The organism is Lysinibacillus sp. JNUCC 51 (assembly GCF_015999525.1).
GTDB classification, from domain to species: Bacteria; Bacillota; Bacilli; order Bacillales_A; family Planococcaceae; genus Lysinibacillus; species Lysinibacillus xylanilyticus.
The window spans coordinates 2,006,770-2,026,622 of record NZ_CP065545.1 but is presented as its reverse complement, the minus strand read 5'-3'; the positions used below and the strand labels follow the sequence as shown (position 1 = coordinate 2,026,622).

The following is a 19,853-nucleotide window of genomic DNA, read 5'->3' as shown; positions in this document are numbered from 1 at the left end:
ATGTATGAAACTTTTTCTGTATGTAGCCGTAAATAAGTGGACAGTAAGGTTAGAGAGGGTGAACAAAATGACTAAGCTATTAATAGCTTCGGCAGTCATTGGACTAATCGCGAGTGTTTTATTAACACCGCTTATAACGAAAAAACGAGAAGATGGCGGATCTAAAAAGGTAATTGGATTCTTCTTTATCAGTGTATTTGTACTAGGCTTTTTAGCTACGGGTATAACAGTTTATGTGACAAAAATGGATGTAAACTGGCTTGCTTTTTGGCCTGCTATTATTTTATTAACATTAGGCGGTGCGCTTCTTGCAAGTGGTATTGAAAGAAAAATAAAGGGAATTTTATTTTTAGCTAGTTTAGGTGTTGCAGTGTATGTATTATCAGCTCCTTTATGGAATGCTAACGAAAAATTCAAATCAGCTGAAATGAAGGAAGAGGTTGAAATAAAACCATTCGATGAAACACAAACACCAGCTAGTGTTCCTCCTAAATTTGCGCGAAATAAGATGAAAAAAGCGTTCGGTCAAGTACCGAATACGAGCTATTATGAGCTAGGGCGCTTACAAATTCAAAAAGTAAAAGGTGAGTATGTTTATATAGCACCAGTTGAGTTCTCTGGTTTCTTTAAATGGATGAACGGCGATACAACTCCTGGTTACTTTATAATGAGTGCAACGGATTCAGCAGACAATCCTAAGTTTGTTAAGCAGGAAATGAAGTATGTTCCTTCTGCTTATTTAAATTCAAATTTAGAGCGACATATACGCTTACAACATCCATTCCTTGTTTTCTGTGGAGATGTACAACTTGAAATAGATGATGAGGGTAAACCATACTACATCCGTTCATATGGTGAATTTATTTCAGCACGTAATGGCTTCGATGTAAAAGGGATCGTGCTTGTAGATGCGCTAACAGGAAAATCAGAAGTTATTAAGCTGGAGGATGTCCCAGAATTTATTGATGGAGCTGTTTCTCCAGAGACAGTAAGCTTACAAAATAGTTATTTCGGTAATTATGTACATGGATATTGGAACAGTATGTTTGGTAAAAAAGATGTAAAACTTCCTTCTGATGAGGGAACAGAGGCAAATGTTAGCCCGATTTTTGACGAGAAGGGCGATATGTATTATTTCACAGACTTTACGAGCCCTAAAGAGGGTGTCGATTCAATGCTTGGCTACTCCTTAACAAATGCACGAACAGGTCAAGCGACTTATTATACTGGAAATCAAGACGCTTCATATATGGATTCACAAGGAAACTTGCAAATTATCGAGAAGAAATTTATAGAGAAAAAATGGTCTGGAGAAATGCCGGTATTGTATAACTTTTACGGTGAGGCTAGCTGGTTGACTGCGGTACTCGACTCAAATGGTTTCTTACAAAATTATTTCATTGTATCTGCGGCAAATCCTGAAATTTCCGTATATGCGACAACTCCTAAAGAGGCATTAAAATTATACAAAACAGCCTTAAGTCGCGGTGGAACTACGGTCGACGGAAGCTCACATGCGGAAGAGAAAAATGTAAGTGGAAAGGTCCTTCGCGTTTACAAGGAACGTCTCGGAGACTATACAGTTGTATCATTTTTATTAAATAACGGTGAAAACTATTTAGTAAGCTCAGAAACAGAACCGCTTGCAATTTATTTGCAAGAAGGTGATGATGTAATTCTCACTTATGGTGATACAGGAGAGCAGTTCTTACCAGTTCGAAAACTGATTATTAAAGGATTACAGTAATGTAGTTATCGCTAAATAAAAAAAGACGATCTAGTAGTACTATGCTACGAAGATCGTCTCTTTTTATGTTGGTTGAGATTCCATATAGTGAAGCATCTTTTCTTGGTGATTAGTAAAAAGTGCTTTTGCATGATCGTTTAACGCAAATATTTCATGAATGTACCCTTGCAGTAAATTATGTTCATATTCAAAAGGATAAGAATCTTCGTTTTCTAATATATGGGCTAATAAAAGTGCATGTAACACAACGACCTCTAGATTTTGTGTATTTGTAATAAATTTTAAGTTGAGGATAGTAGTGTGAGAAACGAATTGATTAACATAATCAATAGCATCTTTATAAACAGCTAAGTCGATATGTGGTTCAAGTCGTTTTCTTAATAATGTACACTCATTATTTAAGTCTTGAATTTTTAAAAATAAACCTCTTACACTTCGCTTATGTTGTTGTTCTAGGGTACGAGCAAGATGTTTATTGACATAGGACATTTATAAATAACTCCTTTTCACATAGCGGTCATCTATTAGTATTAATGTAATTGTTTAAAAAGGAAAGAGTCTTTTTGTTTAATTCATACCTAAATTTAACATATTGTGTTGGACAAAAATACTAGGTGTAGAGTGAGGATGAATGTAGAATATGAAAAAAGTGGAGAACTATCATACAATAGTAACTCCACACAGCTTGTTGATAAATTATTTCCAGTTGAAACCTTTTTTTGCTAAAAATTCATTGATATGAGGACGGCGTTGTTCAATTAAAAAATCGGCCATTTGCTTTGTCCAGTTATCAATTTTTCGATTGGATGAGCGAGTATTGTAGTATGCTTCCATTGTGTCGTTGTAAGCTGGTAAAAGGTCCTCGTATTTTTCTGTATTGTATTCATTTTCATGTAATACTGCTGCAACCGGTAAACGAGGTTTTACTTCATTGCGACGAGCAGGAACCCCAATTGTTAAGCCGAATAATGGGAAAACATAGTCAGGTAGATTGAATAATTCGCTGATTTCTTCAGGCTTATTACGCACTCCTCCAATATAACAAATTCCATATCCCATAGATTCTGCAGCAACAACAAAGTTTTGAGCGAATAATGATACATCAGCTACTCCAACAAGTACGTTTTCTGCTGAATCTGCCACAATATCTACGCCTTCTAATTTACCTGCTGATTGCAGACGCTTAAAATCTACGCAGAAGACAAAGGCACCACCAGAAGTTTCGTATTGACGAGGATTACCAGAAAGCAATCCTAATTTTTCTTTTTTCTCCGCATCTGTTACCCAAATTACGCTATAAGCTTGTACAAAATGTGATGTAGCAGCCATTTGTGCAGTAGAAATTAATTCTTCAATAATTTCCTTTGAAATCGGATTTCCATCATAAATACGAACCGAAGAATGGTTCCGTAATAATTCTTTAACCATTAATAAAATCTCCTTTTCCCCTTTATATATATCAAGAGCATATCACGCTTTATCTTCAAAATCGAATTTTTCCGACATTGAAATTATTTTCAGATAATTTACGAATGCACAAAATTTCTCGTAATATAAAATATTTTGTTAGTTATAGATTAAAAATTCTAAATAGTTTAAAATTATACACGAACGGTTTATTTGGTTGGATTTCTAATAATTGGATAACTATACCAGAAGGGTTAAACCGAGAAGAAATCTAAAATAAAAAAATAAAGTGGGATGGAGGAATAAGGAATGGCAGAAAAGTTGGCGAGAAAGCTTCGTAATGAACAGTTACGGAGCAAGGTTGTAACAGCAGAAGAAGCAGCATCTTGGATTAAGGATGGTATGGTACTTGGGATGAGCGGATTTACCCGTGCAGGTGATGTTAAAGTGGTACCTCTTGCACTTGTGGAGAAAGCTAAAAAAGAGAGCTTCAAGGTAGATGTATATACAGGTGCATCACTTGGCCCAGAAGTTGATCAATACTTAGCAGAAGCTGGTGTTATTCGTAAACGTGGACCTTTCCAAGCGGATGCTGGTATTCGTAACAAAATCAACAGTGGCGAAATTACATTCGTTGATGCGCATTTATCACATAATGCGGAGCTAGTACGTCAAGGTATTATTGGTCCTATTGATTTTGCGATTATTGAAGCGGCTGCTATTACAGAAGACGGCTTACTAATTCCTACAACTTCAGTTGGTAACTCTCCAATTTTTGTGCAAGAGGCAGACCAAATAATCATTGAGTTGAACGTAGCTCAGCTTGATGCATTAGAGGGTGTCCATGATATTTTTGTGCCAGGACCGCAGGGGAAACGTGATCCAATTCCATTACAAAATGTATCCGATCGGCTTGGCATAATTGGTATTCCATTAGATTTAGATAAAGTAAAAGGCATTGTCATTTCAGATATTTTAGATGCGCCATCAACGATCGTTCCAGCAGATGAAGAAACAGATATTATGGCCAATCATTTATTAAACTTCCTACGTGAAGAAATTAAAGTAGGTCGTTTAACAACAAGCTTAAGACCAATCCAATCAGGTGTAGGCTCAGTAGCAAATGCCGTTTTATTAGGCTTTAAAGATTCTGAGTTTGAGAACTTAGAAGTATATTCAGAAGTATTGCAAGACGCGGTATTCGAATTAATTGATGCAGGGAAGGTAAACTTCGCATCTGCTACTTCTATTACTCTTTCAGAGGAAGTTGGAAACCAAGTTTATGGTAACTTCGAAAAATATGCAGATAAACTAGTATTACGTCCGCAAGAAATCTCTAACCAACCAGAAATTATTCGCCGACTCGGGTTAATTTCTGTTAATACAGCACTAGAAGTAGATATTTATGGGAATGTAAATTCTACGCATGTTTCTGGCACAAAAATGATGAATGGAATCGGCGGCTCCGGGGACTTTGCACGTAATGCGAGATTAGGTATTTTCGTCACAAAATCTTACGCGAAAGGCGGAAATATTTCTAGTATTGTTCCAATGGTTTCGCATGTAGATCATACAGAGCATGATGTAGACGTAATTGTCACAGAGCAAGGGGTAGCAGACCTACGTGGCCTTGCTCCAAAAGAGCGGGTTGGGCTCATTATTGATAACTGCGCACATCCGGATTATCGTGAGCAATTATGGAAGTATTTTAACGATGCCAATGAAGCAACAGGTGGACACCATACGCCACACAATCTAGAAAAAGCACTCTCATGGCATGTGAATTACGCAAAAAATGGTACGATGAAGAACCCTGCTTTATCGAAATAATAAAGTAATGAAAGCCTTGAAGGAGACAATTAATCTGTTCCTTCAAGGCTTTTTGTTGTTTTAATAACAGCTTCTTCTAGCTCATCATCAAAAGTTGTGGATGACATTAATAAAAACATATGTCATGTATGTTAGTTGTTTGGAGTGGAGGCTGGGTGACTCCTTGGGGTCATCGGACGCCCCAGGAAAGCGCCCAGCCGGAACGGAAATCGACCACACGTTATGGTGACGATCCCTTCTCCTTACAGTAATCCAATCCATTTCCAATACGTTGCGGAAAATAGAAGAACTAAGATGTATCCAATAATCGTTAATGGAATACCAGATTTTAAGAAATCCTTTGTTGTAAAGGCTCCAGTACCATAGGCAAGCATATTTTGCGGTGCACTAATAGGTAAGAGGAAGCCAAAGCTAATGACGAATTGTTGTACGATAACGAAACCAACCTGATCGACATTAGTCGTTAATGTTGAGGCTAAAACGATAAATACCGGTATAAGTGCAGATGCTAAGCTTGTTGCACTCGCAAAGCCTAAATGAATAAGAATATTAAATAGAGTAACTAGCGCAATTGTTGCTAGAATTGGCATAGAATCTAAACCGAGTGAACCGAATACTTTATCAGATAACCACGATGCACCTTTTGTATTAAGCAAGACCGTTCCTAGCATAATTCCTACAGCAAAGACGATAATTGTACCCCAGGGAATATGTGATTCAACTTGCTTCCATGAATAGACTCCAATTTTTGGCATTAATAAAATAGCAATTGCAACGATTGTGACCGTTGTCGTATCGAACGGGTGAAGTTTGCCCTCAGCAGCCCAGAAAAATAGTAAAACTACCGATGTTATGATCAATCGAATTTCGGGAGCTTTTAATGGACCAAGTTCCGCAAGCTGTTTTTTGATTACTTCTTTACCACCTTCAATATTGCTTGTTTCAGGCTTAATTAGTGTAATCATAATGAAAAATAGAGCGACTGACATGATGATTGAGAAGGGGGCAGCATAAAGTAACCAAGCACCCCAAGAAATATCCACACCAAACTGTTCTTTGATGAAGTTTAAAGCGACCATATTTTGAGCTGCTGCCGTCTTAATACCGATATTCCAAATAGAGACAGCTTGCACAGATGTAATGACAAGTAGAGCAGCAAGTCGACTATCACGTGGTAAACCAAATGCTGCTACCATTCCAAGTAGTATTGGCACAACTGCGCCAGCACGTGCAGTAGCAGAAGGAACAAAGAATGCGAGTGCAATAGATACTAAAATAGCACCGAAAACAATAGCTTTCGTTTTTGTTCCTACTAGTGAAAGTATCCATAGCGCAAGTCGTTTATGTAAATTCGTAATTTGCATGGCTGCTGCTAAGAAAAGAGCTGCGGCTACTAGTGCAACTGCAGAGTTACTGAATCCACTTAACGCCAGTTTTAATGCATCCGATGTTCCTAGTACTCTCGTTGGATCGTCCATTGACGGAGCTAACCCTAGTAAGATTGTAACGAGAGCAATAATCATGGCAGAGCTAACGGGATAGGAAACTGCTTCTGTAACCCAAAGGATGACCGCGAAAGCTAAAATAGCCAAAGCTCGTTGTCCAGCTACAGGTAAATCGCCGTTGTTCGGTAAAAAAGTTATGATGATTAGGGATGCGAACGCTAATGCAATCCAGAGTGGCTTTAAATTACGTTTCGGTTTTGCTTGTTCAGAAGTAGACATACTTTTTCATCCTTTCTACAAACATTACTGCAATTTTCTATAACATCGGCTAGTAAAATGCTTTATTAAGAAAGTTAATTTGTCAATTTATTGTAAAAAGACTACTGTGTGAAATACCCTCTATTTATAGCAATAACAGGCAGTTACGAGAAAATATACGGTCATAGAAAAGACGAAAATGATATTATTTATTCTTGTTGAATGCTGAAGTCACTTTAGGCTCAGTTCCTAGCATTAAGCGCTTAATATTTTCGATATGCAAAATGATTGCTATACAAAAAAGTAATAGAGCTATAATCGTCGGGACTGTTCCAGGAATCCATAAAAATGTGACTGTACAAAAAACGAGATAAAATTCAAGTACACCGACAATTAAATAATTTGTCACAAAAGAAAAAATAACAAATAAAATGAGTGCGAATAAGCAAATTTTCCAATCAATCGCGAGTAATATCCCTATGATTGAGGCAGTTCCTTTGCCGCCATTGAAGCCCATATAAAATGGGAAATTATGACCTAGAATGACACCGGCAGCTACAATATAGGTGAAGAGCCAAACTTGTACTTCTGTTAATTGTGTTATATCTGCTAAATAAGCTTGTGCACCGATTATTGCTGCGACACCTTTACCGATATCGATTAGTGCAACTAATATGCCGTATTTCCAGCCAAGGGAAAGTGTTGCATTAGAGGCACCAGCATTGCCATGACCAGTCTTTTTTAAATCAACTCCGGATAAAAACTGAGCAACTTTAGAGCCGTGAATACAGCCAATCAAATAACCAACAAGAAGAAAAATAATAACGGCTTTTATCATAAAAGTCCTCCTTTCCAAATAAGCTCATCACTAAAAGTTAGAAATGACATTTGTTATAACATATGCTCTGAAGTTGATTGTTGTGGAGACTGGACGCCCCCAGAAAAGTGCTTGGTCGGAACGGAAATCAACCCCATGTTTTGGTGATAGGCTATGTAAATACTAAAATAGTGTATGCGTTCGTAATACGTAAAAAAGCAGACAGAAGTTTCGGAAAAAATAAAATTTTAGTGTTGACAGAGAAAAAGTCTATGTTTATACTGTGTAACAACGATGGAAATTGAATCTCATATACTCTTATCAAGAGCGGCGGAGGGATAGGCCCTATGATGCCCGGCAACCAGTAAGTGACGAACTTGCTAAGGTGCTAATTCCTACAGATTCTTATTGGATCTGGCAGATAAGGGGAGGAAAACTTGCAACCGCGACCCTCTTCTTAGCTGAAGAGGGTTTTTGTTTTCTACTGAAAAAATCCTCCTCATCTCCGGTACCATCGTAAAAAAATAACCATTTGGAGGTATACAATGACAAAGTTTAAACCTGAAACATTGCTGTTACACGGTGGGCAAGAGCCAGACCCGGTAACAGGATCACGAACAGTACCGGTATATCGATCAACGGCTTTCGTTTTTAAAGACACTGCTCATGCGCAACGTCTTTTTGCTTTAGAGGAAGCCGGTAATATTTACACACGAATTACAAACCCAACTGTAGATGTTTTTGAAAAACGTGTCGCTTTATTAGAAGGCGGTACAGCAGCAGTAGCACTTTCATCAGGTGCAGCAGCTATCGCATTTTCCATTTTAAATCTTGCAGGGGCAGGCGATGAAATTGTTGCAGGTAGCTCTTTATACGGAGGTACTTATAATTTATTCGCAAATACACTACCAAACTACGGAATTAAAACAATTTTTGTAGACGAAACAAATCCAGAAAATTTCCGTGCTGCTATTACTGATAAAACAAAGGCCGTGTTCGCTGAAATTTACGGTAACCCAAGTTTAAAGGTACTAGATATTGAAGCAGTAGCAAATATCGCACATGAAAATGGCTTGCCATTAATTATTGATAGCACATTTGCGTCACCATATGGCTCTACACCAATTGACTACGGTGCAGATATCGTTGTTCATTCCGCAACAAAATGGATTGGTGGTCATGGAACAACTTTAGGTGGCGTTGTAGTAGATGCAGGAAAGTTCGATTGGACTCGTGGACGTTTCCCAGGCTTTACTGAGCCAGATGCTTCTTATCACGGTTTGCGTTATGGTATTGACACAGCAGATGCAGCATTCGCCACAAAACTGCGCGTGCAATTACTACGCGATTTTGGTCCAACATTAAGTGCAGATGCAGCATTTAATTTATTACAAGGTTTAGAAACGCTTCATTTGCGTATTCCTAAACACAATGAAAATGCATTAGCGGTAGCTGAATATTTACGAAACCACCCATCTGTGGAATATGTAAATTACAACGGCTTAGAAGATTTCCCTACTTATAATTTAGCTAAAAAATATTTGAAAAATGGCTTCGGTTCAGTGCTTACATTTGGTATTAAAGGTGGACGTGAAGCAGGGCGTAAATTAATAGATAGTGTGAAATTATTCTCGCACGTAGCAAATGTAGGGGATGCTAAATCATTAATTATTCATCCAGCATCTACTACACATCAGCAACTATCAGCTGAAGAGCTAATCCAAACTGGTGTAACTGAGTCGCTCATCCGCTTATCCATCGGTTTAGAGGCAGTAGAGGACATTATTGCAGATTTAGAACAAGCAATTGAACAAGTAACAGCTTCACAACAAGAAGTAGAAGCTTAATAAAAAATACATTGGCTAATGTTGTAGCGTTTACGTATTTTCTCATTCGATTGTCCTCATTTGGTAATGCGTCAAACGTTGCTACATCATCCGCTCACCTCATTTGGTGAAGTAACTGAAATTTTATAAAATCAATACCTAGTAATTTTATAAGTATTATTGACTTATTTAATTCCTTGTTTTATACTAGGAAATAAGAAAAGTGTTCGAAAAGCTACCAACCTAGAATCAATTTAAAGCGCCTACTGGTAGATCGGTAAAGTGTTTTTCAATCAATACTCAAACTAAATTAGTTTCATAAGTGCTCCCCCACTTTTGAATATATATGAAGAGGAGTAGTTACTCAGCCAGTAACTACTCTTATCTACAAAACTGATCATAAAGGAGTGTTTTAAATGGGAAATGTGTATAGTGCGCAAAACATTGCATCTTATCTTATTTATGAGCTAAATGAAGGTCATGTGTTTGTGAACAACATGTCCATTCAAAACATACTTGCGTCAGTTGAGCGTAAATGGCAAGAGATCTTTGGACATTCAGCTTATAAGGAATTTGTTGATGTCAAAGAGGAAAGCTATACAATAAAAGAAGTTTTCGAAGCTTATGAAAGCTATGGAGCGAGTCATATTCCTCTACCAGCGACAGAGTATTATTTAAAATATGGCACTTTCCAATTAGTTGAACGTACGTATGCAATACCAAATTTTACGCAAGAGGAAGTAAGACTGGTGCAACAAGCTTTAACACAATATCGTTATAAATTGCTAGCCAACGCTAGTTAATTAACCCTCATATATTTAGGCTCATTCTCTGCTGCTACAGGGAATGAGTTTTTTAATTAGATGGTAGTAGATATACTGAAAAATTTTTAATTAATATATTTAAAAAGAACAATTTTTATGAATGTCTTTACATACATATATATAATAGAAGAAAGGCATTTGTTTTTAACTTTTTTCAGCAATGTTTTATGTAGCGAAAGCAAAGTGTCAGTTACAGGTGTATTTGTAATAGAAGCGCAGTTACAAAAGTCTCTCACCTCTATATGTGGTGAGATGAATGCGTATTTACGTACTTTTCAGCGAGGTTGCAAACATCCACTGAAATAAAGGAACTCAGTCTAAGAACGCCACGTCCTGTGGCAACGACTGAGTGACCAACATCGTGCTGTGTTGCCGCTGCCGCTACGCTTTCGCGCAGTTAAAACCCTTTTGCTGTCGCCTCGCTTTCGCACAAAGAACATTTGCAGGCCTAAGCACAAAGCCGATCCCGGACGCAATTATATCGAGGCATAATTGATAAAGATCCGTCAAAATTTGTTCAATTATTATAGATTTAAGTGTAAAAATCATATAATAAAAGGAATGAAAACGATTTCCTTTGCACGTCTGCAGAAAACAAATGTCCTTCCTAGAAAGATTTTTCTTGTACAATGTATGTATTTGCGTTACAATTTTCTTTAAGTTGAATTTTGAATTATTTGAATTTGTTTGTTTCACGGACTTTGTATCTTCATTCAGAATATTTTTTGTAGCGAGAGTGAAACAACATGACTAAATATCTGTTTGAAAACGAAGTGTTAGAAACACGACAAATTGACCTGCTTTGCAAAGTCGGCGCACAATTCAAAATCTGTACGAATTAAGCTGAGACGAAATAAATTTAATGAAACTGCGGAATGTAAGTTGGAGGGAATAACAACAATGGCAACTATAAAGGCAGCTATATTAGGATTTGGAACGGTAGGTCAAGGAATTTACCATATATTAAACGAAAAGCGTGAAGAGCTTAAAAATAAATTAGGAATTGAGCTAGAGGTAGCAAAAATTTTAGTTACAGATGCTAGCCGTGAACGTGTACCAGGCACAGCACATTTAATGACAACTAGTATGGATGAAGTCTTAGCGGAACCAGGTATGCAGGTTGTTTTTGAGGCGATCGTCAATGAGGAGCCAGCATTTACTTATTTAAAGCGCGCTGTTGAACATAAATGTCATGTCATCACAGCTAACAAAGTAATGTTTGCAAAACGAGGCTTGGAACTACAGGATCTTGCAAAAGCAAACGGTGTTTTTGTAGGCTTTGAGGCAACAACTGCTGGCGGTGTACCAGTTATTAAAACGATGAAAAATATTTTGCTTGTCAATGATGTTAGTCGTATTCAGGGTGTTTTAAATGGGACATCCAACTATATTTTAACGAAAATGCGTTCACAGGGCTGGTCGTTCGAAACTGCATTAAAAGAGGCGCAAAATTTAGGTTATGCAGAGGCAGATCCATATAATGATATTTCAGGACAGGATGCCTTTAAAAAATTAATGATTTTAAGTGCTTTGGCATTTGGAGAGCAACCAGACTGGGCTGACGTCGAAGTAGTAGGTATTGATAGTATTTCGGCAGAGGAAGTAAAAGAAGCATGTGAAAAAGGCTTGCGTTACCGCCACGTTGCTGAGGTTGAGAAACTAGCAGATGGTAAAGTGGTCGCAAAGGTTGGCCCGCAATTAGTTGATAAAGAACATCCACTTTACCCAGTTGATGACGTCAATAATGCTGTGGCATTGGATACTAATTATATTGGCACATTAACGCTAATTGGACCTGGGGCAGGTATGTATCCAACAGCCAGTGTTATGGTTGAGGATTATGCGGAAATTATCGGTAAGCGAGCTGGATTTGTCGTAACAATATAATAGATGCCTATCATTCAACAATGTTGTAATTGTTTGAATGATAGGCATTTTTTAATCCTCATCTTTAACATCAATATCCTCAGGAATAGGTGTATTCCGCCAAATTTCAATTTCTTCTTTAATACGATCTAATTGTTCAAAATAAGTGCTGAACTGCCCGCTATTAATCAGTATTTGGTCCCCGTCGTATACTGAACGAATACGGCCCTCGTAAACTAGGCGAAGTACTTGATCCTCTGGCATACCAAGTTCGATGGCTGTTTCTTCAATTGTTTTATACATAATTTTCGCTCCTTTTGTTGTTTTTATTATAACCTCAGTTTAATAGAAAGCCTACTATGGGTTAATAAATGAAAGAAAAAGGAAAATGGTAATTGTTTGAATTTGGATAAATCTGTATTATTAATGATAATGAGGTAGTGACGGTCGAGGGGGCAATAAATGATGTATCCATTTTTCATACTTCTAGCGGCTATATTATGGGGCATGACAGGAACTGTACAAACATTTTTGAGTGTAGGAATATCTCCGATAGCTGTAGCAACAATTCGTTCCGCAATTGGTGGCGGGTTATTATTAGCTATTACTATTTTGCTACGTAAAATAAACTTTCTGAAATGGTCATGGAAATGGACAATTTTAGCTGCGGCGAGCATTGCATTGTTCCAAGGCCTTTTTTTCTCATCAATTCGTCTAACAGGTGTAGCTATTGGAACCGTTGTAACGATTGGTAGCGCTCCTGTCTTTTCTGGTGCTTTAGAATGGATATTATGGAAATTACAGCCGACAAAGGTGTGGGGAATAGCAACTGTAATGGCAACACTCGGCTGTATTTTATTATTCGTTAATAATGGGGAAGAGGCTGTCCATATGGGAGGGATTGGGCTAGCCCTTTGTGCAGGTCTCTCCTTTGCGCTGTACACAAATATTAGTAAAAGGCTAATGAGAAAAGAAGAGGCGTTACCTGCAGTAGCGATGACTTTTTCAATCTGTGCGCTATTCTTACTTCCATTTTCGATAAATGTGGGTTTTAGTTGGTTAGCTATCCCGCATAACCTATGGACAATGCTTTTCATGGGGATTATGTGTACAAGCGTTGCCTATATTTTATTTTTAAAGGGGCTTCAGAAAATTAGTTCATCGTCAGCTGTTACACTATCATTAGCTGAGCCTTTGACTGCAGCAATGTTAGGTGTATTTTTAGTTGGTGAATATTTAAGTATGACTTCTTGGATAGGTGTTGTAATGTTACTAGGTGGTATTATCGCTCTAACATTAGGAGGACGAAAAACGATTTGAAAACAAGTCATACTTTGAATTAAGAAAATGAAGAGTTAACAATTATGGCTATTTTGCTTGTTTACATATGTTGAAACATATGCCCTGTACGTTTTGGTGTTATGCCTCGGCATAATTGTAGCTGTCGCTATGCTTTCGCTACAGAAAACATTTGCCGCTGCCGCTATGCTTTCGCGCAGATAAACAATGCGTCCGGAATCGACTTTGTGCGTGCACCAAGAACTCCTTTTCGATTCTGTGACATCTGCTGAAAGAAGTTAAAACCTTAAGAAATTCTTCATTTTTATAATAACTGGTTTTTAAGATTTAAAAGGTACACTATTAATTGAGAGCGAGGTGTATATCATGACGAAACTAACAGTTCTTGTAACAGACGATGATCAAGATATTCGTGATGGTATTGAAATCTATTTAAAGAATGAAGGCTACAATGTCCTAAAAGCTGCAGACGGCTTAGAGGCACTTGGAAAACTAGCAAGCAATGAAGTACATTTAATTATTTTAGATATTATGATGCCAAATATGGATGGAATTACAGCGACGTTTAAAATTAGAGAAGAGCGCAATATTCCAATTATTATGCTTAGTGCAAAGGCGGAGGATGGCGACAAAATTCATGGTCTATCTGTAGGTGCAGATGATTACGTTACAAAGCCTTTTCATCCGCTAGAGCTATTGGCACGTGTGAAATCTCAGCTGCGACGTTATGTACAACTTGGGACGTACAATGAAGGAGCAGCGAAGGTGGAAATCGACGGACTTGTATTGGATGAAGATGCAAAGGAAGTCAATTTAGAAGGCGAGCCTGTTCGATTAACACCAATCGAATATAAAATTACGGAATTATTAATGAAAAATGCTGGGCGTGTATTTTCGATAAGAGAGATTTATGAGCGTGTGTGGAATGAGGAAGCTTACAATGCAGAAAATATTGTGGCTGTACACATTCGAAAAATACGTGAAAAAATCGAAGCTGATCCGAAAAATCCACGTTATTTAAAGGTGGTGTGGGGCGTTGGCTATAAAATGGAAAAATAAAGTAGAGCAGTATGTTACATTTGCAGGGTTTGTAGCAGGGGTTATTGGACTAATTTATTTCGGTGTGTATGCCTATCAGTTAGTAACTGCCCGCTCTTCGGGGATGTTACAATTGCTAGAGAAAATTTTTTAGAGAGGAGTTAAAAGTATGTTGAAAAATTGGAAACCTCTTCTCGCTCTTATATGTTTAATCTGGGTAATTTTCGGTATATTTACATTCTCGAAAGCTGGGTACCAATATATTGGAAAGTCGTATTTTCAATCTGAAAATTTCCAGCACGAACTAGATAATTTTCAGTCAGAATTAGGACCATTAGTATTAAATTTACCGACGACTGAGGATTTAAAAAGTAAAATTGTGGTGACACAAAGTGAAATTGAAGAACATCGTAATCGCTATGGAACATTAGGAGAACAGGTAGATAATATTAAAGCTCAATATGAGGGGCGTATTCAAGAAGCTGCTAATGTAAATGCAACGGATTTAAAAACAAAGCTTGAGAAAGAGCGAGATGCAACAATTAAAGATATTACGGCGAATTTTGGGGATGATGAGCATGTCCGTAAAAAAATTCTAGCTCAAAAGGAAGAACTCGTTGATCAATATATAAAGGCAGCACAAGAAGAAGCAAAGAGTTTTGTGAAAAATTATAATTACTGGTCTTATGAGTTAACGAACACTGAAACAGGCGAAATATTTAGTTCGGGTGATGTTTCGGATAGTAGTGCGTTCAAAATAAAATATACTGGGCAACACCCATTATCTACTTGGAATATTAGTGATAATTTAAACCATATTTTTTATCAAACTGATATCAACTTTGATACAGAAAATTTAAGGGAAACTGCTGATTACACTGGTATCATAACCATCTCAAAAAAATCAGCACAAGCAGTCGACATCATGGAGGGATATAACAATTTTACAACTCGTCAATATATTTTCTCCTTTATATGGTTAATGAGTATTGTGGCAGCTATTTTTGCATGGAAAGGGCGTAAAGAAGTACTGCAGATGGTACAAGGCTTAAAACAAAGAGAAGCTCTTGCAAAGATGAAAATTGATTTCCAAATTGGACTATTATTAATAAGTGCATTCATATATTTAATAGCATCTCAAATTGCTTATGAATTGATTGTAAATGCTGTTTATCCATATAATTATGTACATTATTTAATGGATATGTTGTTTAAAATAGGTATCTTAATCATTATTGCAATGCTGTTCTTTGTACAGTTAATTTGGTTGTATGATCGGGTGAATACAGCACAGAAATTAGAGGAGAACTTAAAAGCTAGCTACTTATGGTCACTTGGCGAATCAATCACGGATTTATTTATAAATCGTTCCATTGCATTACATTCCATTGTGATGATTGGGGCAGCATTTTTCGGTGGCGGAAGCCTTGTTGCTACAATGATAGGAGGCGGTGGATTCCCATTTATTGTTTTGAGCATCTGCGCAATGATTGGTATTCCAGCCATGATTCTCTTCCTTTCGAGAATGGGCTATTTAAACCGAATTATGAAGGATACAAAAGACATGGCAGAAGGACGTTTAAACCGTGATGTCAAAGTAATGGGCAAATCACCACTCGCAGGACATGCGGAAAATCTTAATCATTTAAGAGAAGGCGTACGTACGTCTATGCATGAACAGGCAAAAAGTGAGCGTTTAAAAACAGAGCTTATTACGAATGTTAGTCACGATTTACGCACGCCGTTAACATCTATTATTACGTATACAGATTTACTGAAAAATCCTGATATTACAGAGGAAGAGCGCCAGCAATACATTCATATCCTTGATAAAAAATCAGAACGTCTAAAATTACTGATTGAGGATCTTTTTGAAGTATCGAAGATGGCGAGTGGTAATATGGAGCTTCATCGTACTCGTGTTGATTTAACCCAACTTGTACAGCAGGCAGTAGGGGAGCATGAGGAGGATTTAGCTCAGGCTCATTTAGATTTACGCATGACAAAACCACATGAGCCAATCTACGCGTATGTGGATGGACAAAAATGGTGGAGACTGATCGATAATTTAATTGTTAATGTATTGAAGTATGCATTAGAGGGCACACGTGTTTATGTAACATTGAAACGTACAGCAGAAGGTGATGCTGAATTCACGGTGAAGAATGTTGCAAAGTATGAAATTAGCGAGAATGCCGATGAGTTATTTGAACGCTTTAAGCGAGCAGATGCATCACGCCATACAGAGGGCTCAGGGCTAGGCTTAGCCATTGCGCAATCCATTGTAGATTTGCATGGTGCTCGTATGAGTATAGAGGTAGATGGAGATTTATTTAAGGTAATCGTTCGAATTCCGGCAGCATAGACAAAGAACAGCGGCAAACATTTGCCGCTGTTTTTATTATGTTGAAAAATAAAATATGTGAGACCCTTTTTCAATCCGTCATTTTGGCACTTAAGACGGTCGCTTTGGAGGGACCATCCACGGCTTTGGCTGTTCTATCCACGATTTTGACGTTTCTAACCGCGACTTTTGCTGTTCTATCCACGATTTTGATGGTTCTATCCGTCGGTTAGGCAAATCAATCCGTCGTTCCGGCCCTTCATACCGTCGCTTAGGCTTCTATCCGTCGTTCCGGCCCTTCATACCGTCGCTTCGGCACATCAATCCGACGTTCCGGTTTTTCATACCGTCGCTTAGGCTTCTATCCGTCGCTTCGGCACATCAATCCGACGTTCCGGCCTTCCATACCGTCACTTTGGCCACTCGTTGTGCCGAAGAGCTATACTTTATTAGTTATAAACCTAAATTCTTGGCAATAATCACTTTCATGACTTCATTAGTACCTGCATAAATGGACATGACAGGAATATCTCGATATCTTCTAGCAATCTTGTATTCCTCCATATAACCGTAGCCACCGTGTAACTGCATACACTGGACAGCAAGCTCACGTGCATTTTCCGTTATCCAGTATTTTGCCATCGAAACTTTTGTCACAACATCATTTCCTGCGATATGTTCCTCAATTAAAGACTCCAAAAATGATTTGCCGAGTTCAATTTTTGTCGCCATTTCAGCTATTTTAAATTGCGTATTTTGGAAGTCACTTATTGACTTTCCAAAAGCTGCGCGGGATTTTACATAATCAATTGTTAAAGCAAGCATATCCTCAGCAGCCGTTTGCGCGGCGATGGCTACTGCTAAACGCTCTTGCTGTAGCTTTTCCATCATATAGATAAAGCCTTTACCTTCTTCGCCTAGGAGATTCTCTACAGGTACGCGACAATCCTCAAAATATAGCTCGGCTGTGTCCTGCGCGTGCATGCCAACTTTTTCGAGCTTACGACCTTTCGTGAAACCTGGTGTCCCGTCCTCAATGACAAGGAGACTAATGCCACGATGTTTTTTTTCTGCCTGAGGATTTGTTTTTACAGCAACTACCGCTAAATTTGTATGAATACCATTTGTAATAAATGTTTTTTGTCCGTTGACGATATAGTGATCGCCCTCACGAATAGCGGTTGTCTGGATATTTGCCAAATCTGAACCTGTCCCTGGCTCTGTCATAGCAATTGCTGTAATATTTTCGCCTGTAACACATTTCGGTAGCCAGCGTGATTTTTGCTCATTTGAGCCGTATGCCTCAATATAAGGGACGACAATATCGTTATGCAGACCAACACCGATAAGGCTCGAACCTACACGCTCAAGCTCTTCTTGAATAATAACACCAAAACTAAAATCGAGTCCGAGACCGCCGTATTGCTCTTCTACTTGAGGGCATAGATAGCCCATTTCTCCAAGCTTACGCCAAAACTCAAGTGGAATAAGATGATCTTTCTCCCATTGTGAATAATGTGGCTCAGCTTCTTCTGCTAAAAACTTACGTAAGGTTTTACGAAATAACTCATGCTCTGTTGATTCGAATTTATATCTTGTCATATGAACAACACCCCTTTTTTCCCTCGTACATGCGTAAATTTTATCTTGCAATTATAATGTTACTTAAATATTCAGAAAAATTAAAGTATATTATTCGTAGATTTTTTACATAGTCTTATAATTAGATTGGTTGTTAAGGGGATTTTATATAATAAAGGTTTGATTTCGTAAGCGATGAACGTTCTAACCCATAGGTGTTGTAATGACTTCGTGTAATCCCCTAGATTACGATATTGTCACTTTTCTAATTAGATTGTCATGTAAATCATACGATTAAATGCCAAAGAATATGTACACTTGAGATAACGAGCGAGCTGATTGGTTATCTTTTCGTACTTACTTTCAATAGGAGATACTTAATGCAAATGTAAATGTTAAGTATAATGCTATAATCAACTAAGACTATATGAAAGTAGGGAACTGAAATGCCTAAAGTATTCGGTGGAATTCTTTTAATAAGTATATATAGTGCATTAACTTTCTACTTAGGATGGGGATTGAGACAGTGGCTTGTGGCAATGGGCTGGTTCCGATTTCCAATTTTATATTGGTTAGTACTGTATATCATTGCATTTAGTATTATTATTAGTAGATGGCATGAGTCCTTACGAATGTTTTCAATAATCCATAATTATTGGATGTTTATTTTTGAATATGGATTAATGCTTTGCTTGGCAGCACACTTGATTATTTGGCTAAGTCCTTTTAAAAATGTACAGATAATTGGTAGTGTAGCAGTTGTTATGTTATTTGTACTAAGTATTGTGGGTACCTATTTAGCATATTCACCTGTTGTCCGTTATTTAGAAATAACGATGGATAAAAAGAGTAGTGAGCTAGAATCGATGAGAGTTGTAGTTGCATCAGATTTTCATTTAGGTGTGCTATCAAATAAAAAACACTTACAGCGTTTTGTTACTTTATCGAATGAAGTAAAGCCGGATGTCGTCTTTTTAGTTGGTGATATTGTAGATGACGACCCTAAATGGTTTGTTAAAGAGGGAATGGCAGATGTAATGAAGCAATTAACATCTACGTATGGTGTGTATGGTGTACTGGGTAATCACGAGTATTATGGCAATAAAATCCCTGAATTTGTTAAAGAAATGGAAAATTCCAATGTAAAAGTTTTGTGTGATGAAACTATTAGAATCGATAATGTGTTAGTATTAACAGGGCAAGAGGATATTACAAACAAGGATAGAAAGCAACTAGATGCATTGAAGACAACAGATGACTTGCCTTGGTTTGTCATGAATCATACCCCAAATGATTTAAGTACGCCTGCAAAAATGGGTGTAGACTTCCATATGTCAGGTCATACACATAAAGGTCAATTATGGCCCAATCAGTATATAACAGCTCGTGTATTTGAACTCGATTATGGTTATAAGATGAAGGAGAAAATGCATACACTTGTTTCATCAGGTTTTGGCTTTTGGGGTCCTCCAATGCGAATAGGCAGCCGTTCAGAATTATGGGTTGTGGATATAAATTTTCGTAAGTAGGTAAATTGGGCTTGGGGCTCACCCTCGTACAGGCCTGGACAC

At 37.6% G+C, this 19,853-nt stretch carries 16 protein-coding genes and 1 riboswitch; of the genes, 10 read left to right on the top strand and 6 right to left on the bottom strand.

Annotated elements, in window-relative coordinates:
- The first annotated feature begins 67 nt into the window (after positions 1-67).
- On the top strand, positions 68-1,747 hold the full coding sequence (locus JNUCC51_RS09765; protein ID WP_337991826.1) for a hypothetical protein: 1,680 nt from the start codon (positions 68-70) through the stop codon (positions 1,745-1,747).
- Between the two features lie 63 nt (positions 1,748-1,810).
- On the opposite strand, the gene JNUCC51_RS09760 is transcribed toward JNUCC51_RS09765, so the two are convergent.
- Complete coding sequence (locus JNUCC51_RS09760) at positions 1,811-2,236, bottom strand: hypothetical protein (protein WP_337991825.1); 426 nt, start codon at positions 2,234-2,236, stop codon at positions 1,811-1,813.
- A gap of 207 nt (positions 2,237-2,443) precedes the next feature.
- Positions 2,444-3,175, bottom strand: coding sequence for a class II chromate reductase ChrR (chrR, locus tag JNUCC51_RS09755; RefSeq protein WP_337991824.1), 732 nt, complete (start codon positions 3,173-3,175; stop codon positions 2,444-2,446).
- 288 nt (positions 3,176-3,463) lie between these two features.
- Between chrR and scpC the strand changes: the two genes are divergently transcribed.
- Positions 3,464-4,984: a succinyl-CoA:acetate CoA-transferase ScpC gene (scpC, locus tag JNUCC51_RS09750; RefSeq protein ID WP_337991823.1), complete on the top strand. Its 1,521-nt coding sequence runs from the start codon at positions 3,464-3,466 to the stop codon at positions 4,982-4,984.
- 242 nt (positions 4,985-5,226) lie between these two features.
- Here scpC and JNUCC51_RS09745 read toward each other — a convergent pair whose 3' ends face one another.
- Together JNUCC51_RS09745 and JNUCC51_RS09740 are read right to left on the bottom strand one after the other, a co-directional pair.
- Complete coding sequence (locus JNUCC51_RS09745; RefSeq protein WP_337991822.1) at positions 5,227-6,708, bottom strand: DASS family sodium-coupled anion symporter; 1,482 nt, start codon at positions 6,706-6,708, stop codon at positions 5,227-5,229.
- A gap of 184 nt (positions 6,709-6,892) precedes the next feature.
- Positions 6,893-7,525, bottom strand: coding sequence for a glycerol-3-phosphate acyltransferase (locus tag JNUCC51_RS09740; RefSeq protein WP_337991821.1), 633 nt, complete (start codon positions 7,523-7,525; stop codon positions 6,893-6,895).
- Positions 7,526-7,819: 294 nt separating this feature from the next.
- A riboswitch (SAM riboswitch) is annotated at positions 7,820-7,932 on the top strand.
- A gap of 117 nt (positions 7,933-8,049) precedes the next feature.
- On the opposite strand from JNUCC51_RS09740, the gene JNUCC51_RS09735 reads away from it, so the two are divergent.
- The 3 genes from JNUCC51_RS09735 to JNUCC51_RS09725 all read left to right on the top strand — a co-directional run bounded on the left by JNUCC51_RS09735 (position 8,050) and on the right by JNUCC51_RS09725 (position 12,041).
- Positions 8,050-9,351 carry an O-acetylhomoserine aminocarboxypropyltransferase/cysteine synthase family protein gene (locus JNUCC51_RS09735; RefSeq protein ID WP_337991820.1) on the top strand — a complete coding sequence of 434 codons (1,302 nt, stop codon included), beginning with the start codon at positions 8,050-8,052 and terminating at the stop codon, positions 9,349-9,351.
- A gap of 395 nt (positions 9,352-9,746) precedes the next feature.
- Positions 9,747-10,133, top strand: a complete 387-nt coding sequence (locus tag JNUCC51_RS09730) for a hypothetical protein (RefSeq protein WP_337991819.1) — start codon at positions 9,747-9,749, stop codon at positions 10,131-10,133.
- Between the two features lie 921 nt (positions 10,134-11,054).
- Entirely contained in the window at positions 11,055-12,041 is a 987-nt protein-coding gene (locus JNUCC51_RS09725) for a homoserine dehydrogenase (RefSeq protein ID WP_100545177.1), read from the top strand.
- 51 nt (positions 12,042-12,092) lie between these two features.
- Here the strand turns inward: JNUCC51_RS09725 and JNUCC51_RS09720 are convergent, their stop codons facing one another.
- Positions 12,093-12,323, bottom strand: a complete 231-nt coding sequence (locus tag JNUCC51_RS09720) for a MerR family transcriptional regulator (protein WP_049667308.1) — start codon at positions 12,321-12,323, stop codon at positions 12,093-12,095.
- 159 nt (positions 12,324-12,482) lie between these two features.
- On the opposite strand from JNUCC51_RS09720, the gene JNUCC51_RS09715 reads away from it, so the two are divergent.
- The 4 genes from JNUCC51_RS09715 (at position 12,483) to JNUCC51_RS09700 (ending at position 16,722) form a co-directional block, all read left to right on the top strand.
- A complete protein-coding gene (locus tag JNUCC51_RS09715) occupies positions 12,483-13,340 on the top strand; it encodes a DMT family transporter (RefSeq protein WP_337991818.1) in 858 nt (285 codons plus the stop codon).
- A 345-nt stretch (positions 13,341-13,685) separates the two neighbouring features.
- Positions 13,686-14,378, top strand: coding sequence for a response regulator transcription factor (locus JNUCC51_RS09710; protein ID WP_337991817.1), 693 nt, complete (start codon positions 13,686-13,688; stop codon positions 14,376-14,378).
- A complete protein-coding gene (locus tag JNUCC51_RS09705) occupies positions 14,356-14,511 on the top strand; it encodes a hypothetical protein (RefSeq protein ID WP_337991816.1) in 156 nt (51 codons plus the stop codon). Before JNUCC51_RS09710 ends, JNUCC51_RS09705 begins: the two co-directional genes overlap by 23 nt.
- Before the next feature lie 15 nt (positions 14,512-14,526).
- Complete coding sequence (locus tag JNUCC51_RS09700; RefSeq protein WP_337991815.1) at positions 14,527-16,722, top strand: sensor histidine kinase; 2,196 nt, start codon at positions 14,527-14,529, stop codon at positions 16,720-16,722.
- 432 nt (positions 16,723-17,154) lie between these two features.
- On the opposite strand, the gene JNUCC51_RS09695 is transcribed toward JNUCC51_RS09700, so the two are convergent.
- Entirely contained in the window at positions 17,155-18,303 is a 1,149-nt protein-coding gene (locus tag JNUCC51_RS09695; protein ID WP_337991814.1) for an acyl-CoA dehydrogenase family protein, read from the bottom strand.
- 425 nt (positions 18,304-18,728) lie between these two features.
- On the opposite strand from JNUCC51_RS09695, the gene JNUCC51_RS09690 reads away from it, so the two are divergent.
- A complete protein-coding gene (locus JNUCC51_RS09690) occupies positions 18,729-19,811 on the top strand; it encodes a metallophosphoesterase (RefSeq protein ID WP_337991813.1) in 1,083 nt (360 codons plus the stop codon).
- The last annotated feature ends 42 nt before the right edge of the window (positions 19,812-19,853 follow it).

What these genes read in the sequence shown, in the direction of transcription:
- JNUCC51_RS09725 (WP_100545177.1), top strand. Translation starts at nt 11,055, where the DNA reads ATGGCAACTATAAAGGCAGCTATATTAGGATTTGGAACGGTAGGTCAA.
- JNUCC51_RS09700 (WP_337991815.1), top strand. Translation starts at nt 14,527, where the DNA reads ATGTTGAAAAATTGGAAACCTCTTCTCGCTCTTATATGTTTAATCTGG.
- JNUCC51_RS09730 (WP_337991819.1), top strand. Translation starts at nt 9,747, where the DNA reads ATGGGAAATGTGTATAGTGCGCAAAACATTGCATCTTATCTTATTTAT.
- JNUCC51_RS09715 (WP_337991818.1), top strand. Translation starts at nt 12,483, where the DNA reads ATGATGTATCCATTTTTCATACTTCTAGCGGCTATATTATGGGGCATG.
- JNUCC51_RS09710 (WP_337991817.1), top strand. Translation starts at nt 13,686, where the DNA reads ATGACGAAACTAACAGTTCTTGTAACAGACGATGATCAAGATATTCGT.
- scpC (WP_337991823.1), top strand. Translation starts at nt 3,464, where the DNA reads ATGGCAGAAAAGTTGGCGAGAAAGCTTCGTAATGAACAGTTACGGAGC.
- chrR (WP_337991824.1), bottom strand. Translation starts at nt 3,175, where the DNA reads ATGGTTAAAGAATTATTACGGAACCATTCTTCGGTTCGTATTTATGAT.
- JNUCC51_RS09720 (WP_049667308.1), bottom strand. Translation starts at nt 12,323, where the DNA reads ATGTATAAAACAATTGAAGAAACAGCCATCGAACTTGGTATGCCAGAG.
- JNUCC51_RS09765 (WP_337991826.1), top strand. Translation starts at nt 68, where the DNA reads ATGACTAAGCTATTAATAGCTTCGGCAGTCATTGGACTAATCGCGAGT.
- JNUCC51_RS09690 (WP_337991813.1), top strand. Translation starts at nt 18,729, where the DNA reads ATGCCTAAAGTATTCGGTGGAATTCTTTTAATAAGTATATATAGTGCA.
- JNUCC51_RS09740 (WP_337991821.1), bottom strand. Translation starts at nt 7,525, where the DNA reads ATGATAAAAGCCGTTATTATTTTTCTTCTTGTTGGTTATTTGATTGGC.
- JNUCC51_RS09695 (WP_337991814.1), bottom strand. Translation starts at nt 18,303, where the DNA reads ATGACAAGATATAAATTCGAATCAACAGAGCATGAGTTATTTCGTAAA.
- JNUCC51_RS09760 (WP_337991825.1), bottom strand. Translation starts at nt 2,236, where the DNA reads ATGTCCTATGTCAATAAACATCTTGCTCGTACCCTAGAACAACAACAT.
- JNUCC51_RS09745 (WP_337991822.1), bottom strand. Translation starts at nt 6,708, where the DNA reads ATGTCTACTTCTGAACAAGCAAAACCGAAACGTAATTTAAAGCCACTC.
- JNUCC51_RS09735 (WP_337991820.1), top strand. Translation starts at nt 8,050, where the DNA reads ATGACAAAGTTTAAACCTGAAACATTGCTGTTACACGGTGGGCAAGAG.